A 15,829-nucleotide genomic window follows, 5' to 3' on the forward strand; every position below is an offset into this window, starting at 1 on the left:
AAAAAGGATTATTGGGTGAGGAACGAATCAAATGGGATTGCCTAGGGCAAAACGACCCCACCAAAAGAAAACCAGGCTCACAAGGAAAACCCAGTCCCACCAGCGTAGCTGTAGCTGATGCCATTGGACCTGGTGATGGTCTGGACTAGTAAAGCCTCGAACTTTCATGGCAGCGGCAATTTGCTGGGCTCGCAACAGTAAGTTGTCGAGCAAACGCTCTGCCACCATCAGCCAAATTTGACTGGCATGACGCCAGCCTAATTTACGCCAGTTGATGGCGCGGGTACGTACAGAACGCACAAGATTTTGGACCTCTTCAAGGACGAGGGGAATAAATCGTAGCGATAGGGTCAAGGTCAAAGCAATTTCCGTGACTGGCAGTTTAAACCATCGCAACGGAGACATTAGCTCTTCGATAGCTGCTGTGATCTCCTCAGGGGCCGTGGTTAATAAAAATAGGTTTGTGCTGTAAATCAGTGTGAATAACAGTGTGCCGACCTTAATGGCAAGCTTTAAAGACTTTTGTGTAATCTGCACCCAATGGAAATCAGCAATGATATAGCGATAGTTGGTTGCTGGTAGGGAACCAATGGTTTCAAAGGGGGTATCTAGGGTGGCGATCGCATCGGGTGTGGGCCAGCGAGGCTGATTAATCACAGCAATGCCATCGGGCATCACCATAATTAGCAGCGACGCCAGCGTAAACAAAATGAGTAGCCCGCCCATCTGCTGTCGCCATACCCGCCATGGCACCCTGGCGGTCAGGGTGAGCAACATCAAAATCACCACCAGAGCAATACGCCAGGCCGTATTGGCTAAAACGGGCGTCAGCAAAAAGCTCAGCAGCCAGGCTAGCTTTACCCGTGCATCAATCCGATGCAGCCAGGTGACCGGCTGTTCCAGGTATAAACCGATCGGTAGTGAGCGGAGTAGATCCATGGGGAATAGTGTTGAATTCTAAACCTTAGTTGCCCTATTCGCGCTTTCTCGGTCAAGATCGCGCATCTTCTTACCTCGCCAAATTAGACGAATGGGCGTACCTTCATACCCTAGGTTTTCACGAAATTGACGTTCAATGTAACGACGGTAATTGTCGGTAAATAGTTTGCCAGCATTCACAAATAGCGTAAACGTTGGCGGGCGGGCGCTAACTTGGGTACCGTAGTAAATTCGCCCTTGTTTACCCTGACGTGTGGTCGGTGGGGAATGCCAGCTGATGGCATCTTCGAGCACTTCATTGACGACGGCAGTACTGACGCGACGACGATGCTGTTCTACCGCCTCATCCACCGCATCTAAAATCTTGGGCACCCGTTGACCGGTGAGGGCACTGACATATAACCGTGTGGCCCAGTCCAAAAAGTAGATTTTGCCACCCAATTTTTTGTCGTATTCATAAATAGTGTGACTGTCCTTTTCAATGGCGTCCCACTTATTGACCACAATGATACAGGCGCGGCCTTCATCTTCGATGCGCCCTGCCAGTTTTTGATCCTGCTCAGTCATGCCATCAAGGGCATCAATAACCAGTAGCACAACATCAGAACGGCGGATGGCCTTAAAGGCACGGTTGATGCTAAAAAACTCAGGGCCGTAATTGACGTTCTTCTTCTTACGAATACCGGCGGTGTCAATCAGACGATATACCGTCTCTTTACGGCGCACCACCATGTCAATGGTGTCGCGGGTCGTGCCTGATACGTTGCTGACAATGGCGCGATTTTCACCGACAAAGGCATTGAGCAAACTGGACTTACCTACATTGGGTCGACCAACGATGGCGACCTTAATCTCATCGTCTTCTTCGATTTCATCCGTTGGGGGGAGGTGGGTGACTAGTTCATCTAACAGCTCCCCGGTACCATTACCGTGGATGCCTGAGACAGCATAGGGTTCACCTAACCCCAGCGCCCAAAACTCAGTGGCTTGGATAATGCCCTGATCCTCGGATTCACATTTGTTGACGGCGAGTAGCACGGGTACAGATTGCTGCCGTAGCCAGGAGGCAATTTCGCGATCGCTTTCATTCAGGCCTTCCTGACCATCCACCACAAACACAGCGGCCTTGGCTTCAGCCAGTGCTAGCATGGCCTGCTCACGAATGTGGGGTAAAAACTCACTGTCATCTGCAAAGACGAGACCGCCAGTATCAACCACCATAAAATCGCGATCTTGCCAAAAGGCAGGTTGGTAGGTGCGATCGCGAGTTACCCCAGGTTGATCATAGACAATGGCCTCCCGGGCCCCAGCCAGTCGATTGACGAGGGTGGACTTGCCTACATTAGGACGACCAATAATTGCGACTACGGGCAAAGCCATGGGAAACCGGCGGATACAAAGCAGACGACCATTGTAACAATTTGTGCCAGGCAGGTCTTTTTATTTTCAAAGGAATACTCAGGGACAGTATCAGGCAATTATGAACTTCGGCATATTGCTAGCAAACATCAATTCACCTCACAGGATGGCCTGCATGTCAGCTTTGGCTTCACGACGGAGTTGTTTAGAAATACGAAACAATTCTTGCCCGGTGTGGAGATAGCTGTCGTCATAGGTAAAGGTAAACCGCTCAATTTCTTCAATGCCGTCTTCGAGCTGGTTGAGACAATAATAGAGATTCGCGGCCACCTTGGCTGCCTGGGAGGGGTTGGGCATGGATTTGAATTTCTGCTTCGCTTTTTCTAGGGACTCACGACAGTTTTCCAAATAGTCCTGAAACGCTTCCATTAACTCATCATCAAACGGGTCTGCCGATAGGTTACGAACTTCTGACTTCAGGGGATTAATGATTTTGCCTATTAGGCGGTCAATCGGCTTATAAATACTGCGAATCCATTGGGCGAGGGCATCCTCAGCTTTTTGATACGCTTTGCGCCGCTGCTGATACTCAGCGCTAATATCACTGGCCCGTTGAACCCTATACCCATTCCGCTGGGCATCGTAATGTTTACGAGACTTGGGGTCTCCTAGCACTTCATAGGCGGCATTAATTTTAGCGATATGGTCGTGATCGCCATGGCCGTTGGCCCGGCTATCGGGGTGGTGTTGTTTGGCTAAGCGATGGTATGCCCGTTTAATGTCAGCTTGGCTGGCCGATTCGTGCAGTTCTAGGGTTTTGTAGTGATTAGACGTCGCCATGGCCAGTTTGAAGTGCAGTCTTTATTTTATGGCTAAAAACTCAACCTTTAGCGGGTTGGCAAACCGGACAGTAATAAAAACGTCGACTGCTGGCAAAGTCTTTGACAATAGGTGTTTTGCACACACGGCACGGTCGATTGGCACGGCTAAACACCCAATGACGGTACTGGGATCGCTTTTGCCCCTCAGCTTTGAGCTGGTTGGCTAAGTCTAGATCATTGGTGATGCCACTGTAACGATAGGACTGATAGGGAATAGCAATGCTGGCTTCGGCTAGGGCTTCTAGTTGCTCGTCATTACAATCTATGGGGCGTAGCCGGGGATGAATGCGAGCAACATAGAGAATTTCACTGCGCAGATAATTGCCAATGCCCGCTAGGAAGTGCTGGTCCAGATATAAAGTGGTGAATTGACGGCGTTGATGCAGTTTTGAGGTGAGCAGTTCCAGTACATGAGCTGGCCGTAACTTAGGGCTGAGCACGTCTGGCCCCAGTTTGCTTAGAAACGGATGGGTGGGAATTTGTTCTGGGGTGAGCACCTCAATATCAGAGGCACTGTAGAGCAAGGCCGACTTTTTGGGGTTGTGAATGGCGAGTCGCAGCTGTCGTTTAGTAGTTGGATAGTTATAGGCATTACGAATCATCCAGACACCGTAAAGCTGGTTGTGGCTGTAGATGCTGAGGGCGTTATCAAAGTGAATCAAGAGGGCCTTACCACGGGTTTCAACCTGGCATACTTTTTGCCCGGTTAGGTCACTTTCATAGGGTTTGAGGTGTTCAAAAGCAAAGAATACCTCGCGGGTAGCTTTGGCTTTAACAGCCCGTTCAATTTTATCGGCGGCTTTTCGAATTTCGGGGCCTTCGGGCATTGGCGATATTTATTCTTTGTGCCAGAGTTTAATGGTTTTATCAGAGCTGGCGCTGGCCATAAATCGACCACAGGGGTGAATTGCGATCGCAGTCACCGAATTTCCATGGTCTAAAAACGTCTCCACCAGTTCTCCGGTTTTAGCATCCCAAACCTTGATGCTGCTATCTCCGCCAGCACTGACGACAGTCCGTTGATTGGGTGCGATCGCCACCGCATTGACCTCACGGGTATGGCCCTTCAGCGTGTGGATCAAATTGCCAGACCGCAAACTCCACAGCTTGATGCAACGATCCTTGCTTGCACTCGCAATCAAACGCCCATCGGCACTGATGACAACATCATTCACAGAATTCAAGTGACCAGAAAGAACCCGAAAAACCTCACCAGTCCCCAGCTGCCAAAGACGAATTTTGTTATCAAAACCACCACTGACCACCAGTTCTTCATCGGGGGATATATCAACACAGCGAATCATCCCTGCATTGCCCGACAACACCTTGGCAAGCTTACCTTGCTCTAAATTCCACACCCCAACAGTACGGTCTTCGCTGCCACTAATCAATATGGAGCTTCGCCGACCAATAGCCACTGAGGTCACATCGTGGCGGTGGCCCTTGAGAATGTGCAATAAGCTGCCTGTGCCCGCATTCCACAGACGAATGGTGTCATCATCGCTACAGCTGGCCAGGATCTGTCCACGAGGACTAAAAGCCAGCCCATTAATCCCCCGCACATGGCCAGTTAAAGACGTGATTAAGGTGCCCGTCTGTAGATCCCAAATATTAACGGTGTCATCCAATCCCCCACTGGCAAGCACCATAAATTTGGGGTTGAAGGCCACCGTTGAAACCCATGAATTGTGTCCTTCCAGGGTATGGGTGCAAACCCAATGCGACGGACCACTCCGCGGGCCAGACGTCTGCGATTTAGTCGGTATTCCAGAAGAGATGCGGCTCTTAGACGATCCCAAAGAACCGGTAGAAGGCCGACCCAGGCTCATGGGGCCTGAGGGAATACCTGAAACCGGGCCAGATTGGCCCTTAGACACAGGCCTAGATTGTCCTTTAGAGACCGGACCCGAACGTCTACCTGACACCGGCCTGGATTGTCCTCGAGAAACAGGCCCAGATTTTTGTCCTGACATGGGACGAGACTGTCCCATCGAAACTGGCCCAGAACGCCGTCTGCCCGGTACTGCACCTGATCTAGGCTGGCCCGATTTAGGCTGGCCCGATTTAGGCTGAGAAGTCGATCTCGATTGCGATATCGGCCCAGATTGTGCCTTAGAGATCGGTCTATTGCCAGACTGTCTAGGGGGCGGAGCGGTGGGGGGATGCTCTGCTCTAAACTCTGGGCTGAGTTCTTGGTTAATTAGCTGTTCGTTAAGATTGCGGCTGACATCTTGGCCAGTGCTAATGGCATCCGACAGCAGGCTACCCGTATCAGCGGGTCGTTGCCGAGTCCAACCTGGCACTGACCGGTGATAGGCTGGCAACGCCTCCAACTCTTGTAAAACTTCTGCAGCAGATCGGTAACGCTCATTAATAAAATCCTTGAGCATCCGATCGAGAATGGCTGCCAGTTCAGGGGTAACAGACCGACCTGATCCTATTAAATGTTCTTGCCACAGCCAGCGGCCTTCGAGGGGGCTATAGAGCTTTTCAGGCTTACGCCCAGTCATTAGGCAAATGCAGGTTGCTCCCAGGCTATAGAGATCGCTAGATGGATAGGCCTCACCACTGCGTAGTTGCTCAATGGGGGAATAGCCCTCAGTGCCGATGCGAGTCCCCGTATGATCTTTATCATTGGAGAGTGAAACTTCTAGCTGCTTAGCAATACCAAAATCAATCAGAACTGGTTTGTTATCTTTCTGACGGGAGATAATGTTGGTCGGATTAATATCCCGATGCACAACATTACGATCATGGATAAACTGCAGCACTGGTAGCAGGTAGTTCAATAACCTACGAACCTTGGCCTCATCAAACGGTCCTTCCTTTTTTACCTCTTGCAGTAAGGTATTCCCTTCAATGATCTGCTGTACCAGGTAAAAATTTCCCTGCTGTTCAAAATAGGCAAGCAGGGACGGGATCTGTGGATGCTCCCCCAATTCGTTCAAACGGACAGCTTCCTGATTAAACAAAGTGAGAGCTTTGTCAAAGGTTTTATTACTGGATTGACGTGCGAACTGCTTAATGACACAGCGCGTATTCAGGCGATCAATGTCTTCCGCCAAATAAGTTTTCCCAAACCCCCCTTGTCCCAAGGGTTTTATCGGTCGATAGCGATTACGAAGTAACTCTGTGAGAGGGCTGCCACAAGACTGACACACAGTGACCCCATCAGGGTTTACTGGCACCAAGCAATCAGGATTTAAACAGCAGATCATCTCAACAGGCAGGACGGCTAATGGTGACGCAAGCGGGAACGCTACTCTACTTTACCTATCAACCCATCTTTAGGGTGGCTGATTTTAGCAATGGCGTAGGTAATTTCCGAGGAGTAAGGAAATTATCCTTATCAGTCGTATCATTTCTTCATAAAAGCACTGCTTTGGGCACAAAAAGTCAGCCTTTGCCAATAATCAAAATTACAGTGACCCAGAATGCTATGCAGGCTGCTGATGAGTTATGACAGCTGAACCCTAATCCGTTAAAGGGTATCATTGGGACGTCTCAGATATAGCCTTTATAACAACGTCTATTGCATATGACTGACTCCAGTACTTCAGGGATACAACGTATTTTGGTGTTGGGTGGCACAGGAAGCATTGGACGTGCCGCAGTCGCTGCATTGGTAAAGCGCGGTCACGAAGTCGTCTGTATTGCTAGAGCAAAAGCTGGTAGCGGTGGTCGATTAACACAAGAGAAAACCACTCGCCTTTTGCAAGGTGCCGAGGTCCTCTTCGGTGACGTTACAAATACTACGTTTCTGGCTGAACACGTTTTCCGAGAACAACAGTTTGATGCAGTGCTGTCATGCTTGGCATCGCGGACGGGAGAGCCGAAAGATGCCTGGGCTATTGACTATCAGGCCCATGCAGACGTTCTATCCTTGGCGAAAGAATCCGGAGTGACGCAGATGATACTATTATCTGCAATTTGTGTGCAAAAGCCACGGCTTGTATTTCAGCATGCCAAGCTTAAGTTTGAACAAGAGTTAATAGAATCGGGGTTGACCTATTCTATTGTTCGACCGACTGCATACTTTAAATCACTGGTCGGACAGGTAGATCGGGTAAAAAAGGGAAAGTCTTTTTTGCTGTTTGGTGACGGCAAACTAACCGCTTGCAAGCCGATCAGCGATGCTGACTTAGCTGAGTATATGGCAGATTGTTTGGAAGACGTTTCACTACAGAACAAAGTGCTGCCTATCGGCGGACCGGGACCCGCAATTACGCTGTTGGATCAAGGGGAATATCTTTTCAAGATATTGGACCGCAAACCCAGCTTTAGGAGCGTACCAGCTTCGTTATTGAGCGGGGTGGCGGCGGTTTTGGAGGGTCTAGGTAAGGTTGTACCGCCGTTGGCTGCAAAGGCTGAGTTAGCACGGATCGGACATTACTATGCGACAGAATCGATGTTAGTGCTCAATCCTGAGACGGGGCTCTACGATGCTGATGCCACACCTGAGACAGGGAGCGATACGCTATTTGAGTATTTGCAGCGCCTTATTGACGGCAGCGAAACTGCTGATCGCGTCGATTACGACTTGTTTTAAGGCTCATTAGTTATTCGTTTTCAAGACCTTGTGTCAATTTAATGACAATAAGATTGAGATTGAGATTCAATTTAGGTTAGAGATTGTAGGAAAAGAAAGATTAGTTACCTACATTCTGTGTATATGGAAATCTTGCTAGTCGATGATGAGATAGAACTCACCGAACCGCTCGGTAGAGTACTGCGGCGTGAGGGATATAAGGTGCAAGTTGCCCATGATGGTGAAACTGGTTATGAGTTAGCAGCTAATAGCCAGTTTGACTTATTGATTCTGGATTGGATGATGCCAGGGTTGAGTGGGTTGGATATGTGTCGGCAGTTGAGAGAGCAACACTTGACCACCCCAGTTCTTTTTCTCACTGCAAAAGACACTCTAGATGATCGTGTAGACGGTCTTGATGCTGGGGCAGACGACTATTTAGTGAAACCTTTTGAACTGCGGGAGTTGTTGGCCAGGGTGCGGGCGTTGTTGCGTCGTCCCCCCATCCGCGAAGAGACTCAAATAACAACTTTACAGTATCAAGATTTAATTCTAGATAGTGCGAATCAAATTGCTAGACGGGGGGGGGAGATTCTGCCGGAACGTATCATTGAGCTATCCGAAAAAGAAGCTCAGATTCTGGGCTATCTAATGCAGTACCCTGATCAGCTACTGACCCATCAGCAGATTTACGATGCTGTCTGGGGCACCAGCGGTCAACCTAGCAGTAATGCCCTTGCGGCTCAGATGCGTTTGTTGCGCCGCAAGGTAGAACATTATGGTGAAGTGACCTTAATTCATACGGTCTATGGCAAAGGGTATCGATTTGGCTCTCCATCGGAGCCTGTATAACAGTATGCGATATTCGTTATCACGTTTGCTATGAAGCATATAACCAGTTCGCTTGTCGACTACGCAAGAGCGAATTGGCTAATGGCCTGGTCGAAGATAGATTTTGTTACTCCTAGTAAACGGGATAAATCACTCACAGTATAGCTATCGATTTGTTTTGTCAGTGTATTGTGCGAAAACTGGGCAAACTCCCACAGTTTTCCGTCTGTCACTATGCCGTAAACGGGTGTATCTGCACCGTTAATATGAGCTACCGCAATTAGTTGTGCCAGACATTGGCCCCAGCCTTGTTCAAAATCGTTTTTCTTCGCCTCTACAACTATGATAATTGGAGTTTCCAGCATGGTTTTACCCAATGGGGAGCGCTTGGAAACTAAATAGTCGGGAGTGCCGTTGAGTTTACCATCATAGGCAATTGATTTTTGTACCCAGAGGGAAGTGCGCTGATAGTAGTGCTTATAGACCTCTCGCAAAATTGGAAAGATAATGGCTTCACATCTTGCTGCTTCTGAAGCAAAAATATCAATATTTTTTTGATTGAAGTCAAATTCGTCTAAAAAAACTTGAGAAGGACTGTAATCAGCAGGTTCAATAAAATTAAGTTCTTCGTACCTTGTTTGATATTCAGTTTGTACTTGAGTGATGCTTTTGTAATCGCTAAAAGCCATGGCTAGATAAAGACATCAAGTCGTTAAACCGTCGCTGTATGCCCTTATTCTAGCTAAGTGCTTAAATCCCATTATCAGTGTTGCAGCAGCTGAATGTCGTTGTAACGTAAGCGTCCCATAGCTTATTTAGCTGCGGGCATGCCTTCGCCATGATTCATGTCACCGTGATCCATGCCACTGTGGTCCATCATCAATTCCATGCTGGTGGGACCAGATGCTTTGAGCCCCATGGATACTAGACCAGATGTTAGTAGCCCCATGGTGACAAGGCCGGTCGACAGTACCCCCATGGAGATGATGCCGATGGAAATAATACCGTGGGAAATGACGCCAATAGAGATAACGCCATGGGCAGAAATTCCGACTGCAACGATGCCATGAGCACCGATCCCCATGGAGAAAAGCTTTCTTTTCTTGCGCGGGGTTACAGGTTCTGTAGTGGGGGTGCTGTCTATCACAGGTCGATGCATAGAGTTAACCCAGCGATATTAGTGCCCTAGACAAGAATATGTCAAAAGACAGCCTGTCATAGAAGCGCAGCTTACCCCTTCAGTATCAACCTTTAACGCCGCTGCTAGCCTCGCTAGGGACAATGTAACGCTGCATAATCACAAAAAAGAGCAGGATTGGGGCAGTGGCAATGACGGAACCAGCCGCAATTAAGCGCCAATCTAGGGAGAAGCTGCCGGCTAATCGGGCAACTCCCAAGGGGAGGGTGTAATATTCAGGTCGATTGAGCACAAGTAGCGGCCACAGGAAATCGCCCCAGGAGCCAATAAAGACGAAAATGGCTAAGGTTACCAGGGCGGGACGCACAGACGGAATCATAATGTGCCACCAGATGCCGAGCTCTGAGCACCCATCAATGCGGGAGGCTTCTTCAAGTTCTTTGGGCACGTTCTGAAACGCCTGACGCATCAGGAAAATGCCAAACGCAGAGGCAATGGCTGGAAAAATCACGCCCAGATAGCTATTGGTGAGGCCCAGTTGTACGGTGAGAATGTACAGCGGAATCATCACAATTTGGAACGGGATGAGAATAGTGGCAACTATCAGTGAGAATATCAGCTCTCGCCCGCGAAAGTTTAGCCTGGCTAAGGGATAGGCTGCTAGGGAACAGAACAGTAAGTTCAAAACCACTGTAATGGTCGCAATCAGAGTGCTGTTAAAGAAGTAGCGGCCAAAGGGATTGGTCTGCCATACGTTGACAAAATTTCTAAAGGTCGGCTCTTGGGGGATAAACCGAGGTGGGAATTCGAAAATGTTTTCGGTACCTGATTTGAAAGCGGTGCTGATCAGCCAGAGGAGGGGCAGCAGCATTGCGATCGCAATTCCCCCCAAAAGCGCATAAATCAAGACAACTTCCCACCAACGCTTTTGCTTTAGCACGGTCTATCCCCTTAGCCAAACGAGCGTTTTTGCATGAGCCAAAACCCAGCAAAAGACTCCGAGTCAGGATTATCTTGCACCGCCACAAAATGCACCTGATTCGCCTCCTCCTTAGCAGCCATGAACCTCTCAGCTTCCTGCTTCAGTTCAGGCCGATTCAGACTGGCCATAATCCAAGTGTCATTGCTGCCAGTTTCTAGCAACAGCTGGGATATCTGACCGATTTGCACATCCAAATAAGCCATCTCCAACCCTGACATCCAGCCCGCTAATGGCAGGGCTCGTTCTGAAAAAATCAGGATGCCAGGCACCATGGTATCAGGACCAATCCCAGCCAGTTCCAGGGGAAACGCCTCACCAAAGCCAATCTCCCACTCTGGCATATCGGCAAATTCCTTCGCTGGCAGGCTGACCATGGCCCAGCGCTGCCCTATTAAGGCATCAGGTAAAGGTCGAGCAACTTCCACAGGTTGCACTGTCGCAGGTGATTTCCCCTCCTGGTAGCCAGGTTGCTGGGGATAAAAATTTTCCTGCCGGTCTTCAAGCCAGGTCTGTAGAGTCAAGGTACGACGACTGAGACGAGCCGAAACACCCAGTTCATCACAGGCACGCTTGATCATATTCTGCATCTGATAGCGAAAGAAGCGAATCTGTGTGGGAGATTCTCCTGATTTTTCAATGGCTTCCTCTATCGCCTGTTGTAACTCAATGGAGTTAACCTGCTTGTTCGAAAGGAATTTACTGTAGCGAATCCTAGAGCTATCAGCAACGGATTGTGCCCCATCACAGAGAAGCACTTCCCATCGTTTTTTTTGATTGTCATCTAAGACCGGGCGCGAGTAAAAATCCAGTTCCCATACGCTACCCATTAACCGTCTTGCTCCGCCAGTAGTTTGCCTGGATCTGCAGCTCGTTCAGGAGCTTCAGCCATTAGTTTATCAGCCTCTTTAAGAATCTCGCCAGGATACTTTTCTAACACCTTGGTGGAAAGGCTGATACGACCTCTCTCTTCATCCAGGTTCAGTACCACCGCCTTAACCGGCTGTCCTACTTCAAAGACATCGCCAATGGAGGGCACAAAACTCTTGCTGATTTGCTTAACATGGAGCAGACCTCGCACACCATCAAAATCAACAAACACACCAAAGGGTTTAATGGAACCGACTTTGCCATCGATCAGCTGACCTGGATTGAGTTGACCTAAAGCAGTGGTGCGAGCCGCATTACGGCCTGAGAGCACCAGCTTATTATTTTCTTCGTTAACTTCTAGAAATGCGACAGAAATTGTGTGCCCTACCAATGTGGTCAGATCCTCAGGAGGGTTCACCAGATGAGAGCGAGGGACAAAACCACGCAATCCTTCCACATCTGCGATCACGCCCCCCTTATTCGTGCCGGTAACAATGACATCAAGGATGTCTTTATTAGCTTCACGTTCTACCAGGTGGGCCCAAACTTCCTTAATTTCTAATTTACGAATGGACAGAATTACCTGACCGTTGGCATCCTGATCACGCACAATCAAAAACTGCCGTTCACTGCCAATGGGCACTGCTTCTTCGAGAGTGACGCTAGAGCTAACGGAGGCTTCACGGGCGGGAAGGAAGGCTGCTGCTTTACCACCAATGTCTATATAAGCACCATCGTCAGTATGGCTATCCACTTTGCCCGTAACAACTGCTCCCTTTTGGAAGTTAAAGTCATGTTGATCAAGGGCCTTGAGAAAATCGTCAGCAGAAAAGGTCAACGGTCTATGGCCTGTCAGGACAGGCTCCCATAAAAAAAGTCAGTTTTTCAAGTGTAAGCTAATTTTCGCGTACCGAAATCTTAATTTTTAGGTGTGGTAAGACGTAGGCTGGGTACAGCCATTTGGTTTGCCCTTTAAGCAACTATAGAAAACGTTAAAACCCAACAAACCCAACTCTTAATAAAAGAACACCGTAATCAACCCATCGTCTCGGCAAATAATGCCTTTACCTTTTCCCAAGCATCGGCGGCAGCATCGGGATTGTAGCTACCGCGCCGATCGCAGAAAAATCCGTGGGCGGCACCTTCGTATTCAAAAATTTCATGGTCGATATTGGCCGCTTGTAGAGCTGAACGTATTTGCTCAACTGCTTCAGCCGGAATAGAGCCATCTTCGCTGCCAAAGAAGCAGTAAAGGGTGCCGGTAATGTGTGGGGTGCGATCTAAAGCAACAGGGCCAGGGCCAAAGGCCGTGTCGGGAATACCCGCGCCATAGAAGGATGCGATCGCATCCGTATCCCTTAGAGTGGCTGCCAAATAGGCCACATGGCCACCAAAGCAAAAGCCAATACAGCCAACACCACCATCTTTTACCTGGGGCAGGGTCTTGGAGTAGTTGATAGTGGCTTGGATATCGCTAAGTAGTTCATCAGCTTTGGTTTGCACCTTATATTGACGGCCCACTTGAATATCTTCAGGCATATACCCAGTTTCAAAGCCAGGGGCCTGTCGATGGTACAGCGCGGGGGCGAGGGCGACATACCCTTCTCTGGCGATCCGTTCGGTCACATCGCGAATGTGGCTATTGACTCCAAAAATTTCCTGTAGGACAACGACTGCGCCAAAAGGACCATCACCGTCGGGCATGGCGACATAGACCGGGAGAGTCATATCATCGCTTTTGACCTCAATGGTTCGAGTCTCAATCGTTGGAGTGGTCATGGTTCCATTGCTCTAGTTTATCGCTCCTATTCTGCCGCCCCATGGCCTCTTTGTCCCTTGCACATCTGTAAACGGTATCTGAGGGGATGGCAGTGAAGCATGCCATCAATATTCGGGTTCCCAACCACAAGTCAGACCAACGATCATGTATTAAGCAGCGCCTCGACTGTGAACTTTTGTTTCCTATGACAGTTAAATGACAATTGTCACATCTCAAAACCCGGTTTCGCGAGTAACCTCTATGTAATGTTGGGTAGCCTGGTTGTGGTTGGAGCTATTTCTAGGTACCAAACCGCATAAATTTTCTTACTAGACGGCAACTGAGCGCGATCTATGGTGCAATTTCACATTCAGACTGATAGCGAAATTCCAGCTTCTACCCAGCTCTACGATCAGATTTGGTTTGCGATCGCATCCCGCCAATATCCACCTGGATATCGGTTGCCCAGTACTCGTCAGTTGGCCATGCAGACAGGGCTACACCGCAATACCATCAGTAAGGTATATCGCCAGCTGGAGGAAGCCGGAGTCGTTGAAGCCCAGCCCGGCTCTGGTATCTATGTGCGCACCCAGGGCAGCGTAGAAATTGACAAGCCCCGGTCACCGCTACTGGCCCAGTTCCCGAAGGCCCAGGAACTGGTAGAAAGCAGTTTGGATGAATTGCTGCGTCAGGGTTGCTCTTTGCATCAGGCCCGCGAGCTATTCTTGGGAGAAATTGACTGGCGGCTACGCTGTAGTGCCCGAGTGTTGGTCACCACACCCCGTCAGGATATTGGTGCAGGTGAGCTAATGGTGCGCGAACTGGAGCAGGCACTACGAATTCCCGTACAGCTAGTGCCCCTGGAAGAACTGGAGGATGTGCTGTCCCAAACACGTTCCGGGACCGTTGTGACCAGCCGCTACTTTATTAATGAAGCAGAAGCGATAGCAGCACCGAAGTCTGTGCGGGTGATCCCCATCGATATTTACGACTATGCCGAAGAGCTAGGCCAGCTGAAGGATCTCCCGAAAGACACTTGTCTGGGACTAGTCAGTCTCAGTTCAGGGATTCTCCGAGCCGCTGAGGTACTCTCCTACAGTTTGCGTGGCGATGAGATTCTGGTAATGACAGCACAAACCGAAGATGAACAAAAACTCTCGGCGGTTGTGCGCAGTGCCCAAACCATCGCTGCCCTAGACAAAGCCAGCTTCCCAGCCATTAAAGAAGCCTTGCAAGCAGCTCGAGAAGACATCATCCGCCCACCAAAAGTGTTCTGCTGTGAAAACTATATCGGTGAGAAATCCATCGAAGTGTTAAAGCGAGAATTGGGCCTGGATTAATTAGACGTCCCAGTCAAGTTGGCAGCGTCTACAGCATCAGATGTCTGTAGCTGAAGTAAAGCCACTTGCTCTTCTTGGGGTTGAGCATTTAGAAATAAAGACTCAATAATGCCTGCCTGTTTCTTAAATATTGCCCGTTCATGAGGTAGGAGCTGTTCTAGGATTGTTTTGATAATTGTTTGTACCCCAAAGTTAACCAGCTCCCATTGAACATCAGTTAATGAGAACACCTGTAGGCATAGCGGCAAGAGTTGTTTCTCGATCACCGATGAACTATCCTCCAAAACACATAGCCAAATGTAGGCCTGAAACATATTTAGATCACGTAGGCTAGAGGCTTGAACAGCCGCAGATTGAATTCTGCCTTGACTACTAATGTGTTTAGGGAAAGTTTGTAGCGCCTGCTGATAGGTATATGCCGAGATTGAGCTTATCTGCGGCATCATTTTTCTTGCTACAGCGAGTGACTGCGTCATATTGGATGTGGATGGAACGATTGAACAGATGCGTTGCCATGGCATACACATCAACTCGTCTAAGACATGTAGGTAGGGAACTAACCAAGTGCAATCATAGGGCGTGAGATGACTTAAAATGCGTTTTCGGGTCAGATGTAGTTGGGTTGTCATAAACCCAACTAGATGATGATTGACAGATGAAAAATAGACAGCTTTGAGTTCGCGTAATAGAGGACCCACCGTCAGCATCAAGCTTGCAAAGTGGGGAATGACTAGGTCTACGGCCTCTAACCGCCTCTCCTCTGAGTCAATCACATGTATATAGTCAACAACAGGTGAAAAGATAAAAGATTTTTCGTAGGAGTCAATTAATACTGCATAAATTTGCTTGATTTTAAGGCTGAGTTCCTGTAATTCCCAAATATCAGGAACCGGCGAAAGTTTTTTTGATAGAAGTTGTTGTGTGTCTACAGCTGCTAGAGCACAGTCCGATTCTAAATGATGATTAATATTAAAAGAGGTAGCTTGGCGTGCTTCATCGGTGATTGATGACCGCAGACGCTGCTCAACATGATTTCTAACGTGATGAGAAATCTTATCGAACTCTGGTAGGTACCGGGCAATCCATATCTTCAGTAGTTCATTGTTGATGTCAGCTCCTGCAGCTTTAACGCGCTTGAACTCATACATGCTGAAGAAAATTTAATGTGCTAATTATGATCTACGCTGCGATACATTGCTTTTCTA

Annotated in this window: 15 protein-coding genes; 3 read left to right on the top strand and 12 right to left on the bottom strand. The window is 48.7% G+C overall.

All coding sequences use genetic code 11. From position 1 onward, the window contains the following. Positions 1 to 27: 27 nt before the first annotated feature. The 5 genes from DXZ20_RS26535 to DXZ20_RS26555 form a co-directional block, all read right to left on the bottom strand. Positions 28 to 939, bottom strand: a complete 912-nt coding sequence (locus DXZ20_RS26535) for an energy-coupling factor transporter transmembrane component T family protein (protein WP_163702112.1) — start codon at positions 937 to 939, stop codon at positions 28 to 30. Between the two features lie 18 nt (positions 940 to 957). Continuing rightward, entirely contained in the window at positions 958 to 2,319 is a 1,362-nt protein-coding gene (gene der, locus DXZ20_RS26540) for a ribosome biogenesis GTPase Der (RefSeq protein ID WP_163666289.1), read from the bottom strand. Positions 2,320 to 2,457: 138 nt separating this feature from the next. Further along, positions 2,458 to 3,138: a J domain-containing protein gene (locus DXZ20_RS26545; protein WP_163666291.1), complete on the bottom strand. Its 681-nt coding sequence runs from the start codon at positions 3,136 to 3,138 to the stop codon at positions 2,458 to 2,460. A gap of 40 nt (positions 3,139 to 3,178) precedes the next feature. Then, on the bottom strand, positions 3,179 to 4,006 hold the full coding sequence (gene nei, locus DXZ20_RS26550) for an endonuclease VIII (protein ID WP_163702114.1): 828 nt from the start codon (positions 4,004 to 4,006) through the stop codon (positions 3,179 to 3,181). 9 nt (positions 4,007 to 4,015) lie between these two features. Continuing rightward, positions 4,016 to 6,397 (bottom strand): serine/threonine-protein kinase, encoded by a 2,382-nt coding sequence (locus DXZ20_RS26555; protein ID WP_163702116.1) that lies wholly within the window; start codon positions 6,395 to 6,397, stop codon positions 4,016 to 4,018. 320 nt (positions 6,398 to 6,717) lie between these two features. Between DXZ20_RS26555 and DXZ20_RS26560 the strand changes: the two genes are divergently transcribed. Continuing rightward, positions 6,718 to 7,728 (top strand): NAD(P)H-binding protein, encoded by a 1,011-nt coding sequence (locus tag DXZ20_RS26560; protein WP_163666297.1) that lies wholly within the window; start codon positions 6,718 to 6,720, stop codon positions 7,726 to 7,728. A gap of 123 nt (positions 7,729 to 7,851) precedes the next feature. Next, positions 7,852 to 8,559, top strand: coding sequence for a two-component system response regulator RppA (rppA, locus tag DXZ20_RS26565; RefSeq protein WP_163702118.1), 708 nt, complete (start codon positions 7,852 to 7,854; stop codon positions 8,557 to 8,559). A 59-nt stretch (positions 8,560 to 8,618) separates the two neighbouring features. Here rppA and DXZ20_RS26570 read toward each other — a convergent pair whose 3' ends face one another. From DXZ20_RS26570 to DXZ20_RS26595, 6 genes are all read right to left on the bottom strand, one after another. Continuing rightward, entirely contained in the window at positions 8,619 to 9,227 is a 609-nt protein-coding gene (locus DXZ20_RS26570; protein WP_163666302.1) for a hypothetical protein, read from the bottom strand. A gap of 122 nt (positions 9,228 to 9,349) precedes the next feature. Further along, positions 9,350 to 9,697 carry a copper resistance protein gene (locus tag DXZ20_RS26575; protein WP_163702119.1) on the bottom strand — a complete coding sequence of 116 codons (348 nt, stop codon included), beginning with the start codon at positions 9,695 to 9,697 and terminating at the stop codon, positions 9,350 to 9,352. Positions 9,698 to 9,782: 85 nt separating this feature from the next. After that, a complete protein-coding gene (locus tag DXZ20_RS26580) occupies positions 9,783 to 10,547 on the bottom strand; it encodes a carbohydrate ABC transporter permease (protein ID WP_250565374.1) in 765 nt (254 codons plus the stop codon). Positions 10,548 to 10,627: 80 nt separating this feature from the next. Beyond that, entirely contained in the window at positions 10,628 to 11,485 is an 858-nt protein-coding gene (locus tag DXZ20_RS26585) for a Tab2/Atab2 family RNA-binding protein (protein ID WP_163702121.1), read from the bottom strand. Next, complete coding sequence (locus tag DXZ20_RS26590; RefSeq protein WP_163666310.1) at positions 11,485 to 12,363, bottom strand: S1 RNA-binding domain-containing protein; 879 nt, start codon at positions 12,361 to 12,363, stop codon at positions 11,485 to 11,487. Before DXZ20_RS26590 ends, DXZ20_RS26585 begins: the two co-directional genes overlap by 1 nt. 197 nt (positions 12,364 to 12,560) lie before the next feature. Then, complete coding sequence (locus DXZ20_RS26595; RefSeq protein WP_163702124.1) at positions 12,561 to 13,304, bottom strand: dienelactone hydrolase family protein; 744 nt, start codon at positions 13,302 to 13,304, stop codon at positions 12,561 to 12,563. Positions 13,305 to 13,637: 333 nt separating this feature from the next. On the opposite strand from DXZ20_RS26595, the gene DXZ20_RS26600 reads away from it, so the two are divergent. Beyond that, positions 13,638 to 14,624 carry a GntR family transcriptional regulator gene (locus tag DXZ20_RS26600; protein WP_023075400.1) on the top strand — a complete coding sequence of 329 codons (987 nt, stop codon included), beginning with the start codon at positions 13,638 to 13,640 and terminating at the stop codon, positions 14,622 to 14,624. Here the strand turns inward: DXZ20_RS26600 and DXZ20_RS26605 are convergent. Then, positions 14,621 to 15,772 carry a hypothetical protein gene (locus DXZ20_RS26605; protein WP_163702126.1) on the bottom strand — a complete coding sequence of 384 codons (1,152 nt, stop codon included), beginning with the start codon at positions 15,770 to 15,772 and terminating at the stop codon, positions 14,621 to 14,623. The genes DXZ20_RS26600 and DXZ20_RS26605 overlap by 4 nt on opposite strands. Between the last annotated feature and the right edge of the window lie 57 nt (positions 15,773 to 15,829).

Source organism: Adonisia turfae CCMR0081 (genome assembly GCF_011009555.1).
Lineage (GTDB): Bacteria > Cyanobacteriota > Cyanobacteriia > Phormidesmidales > Phormidesmidaceae > Leptothoe > Leptothoe turfae.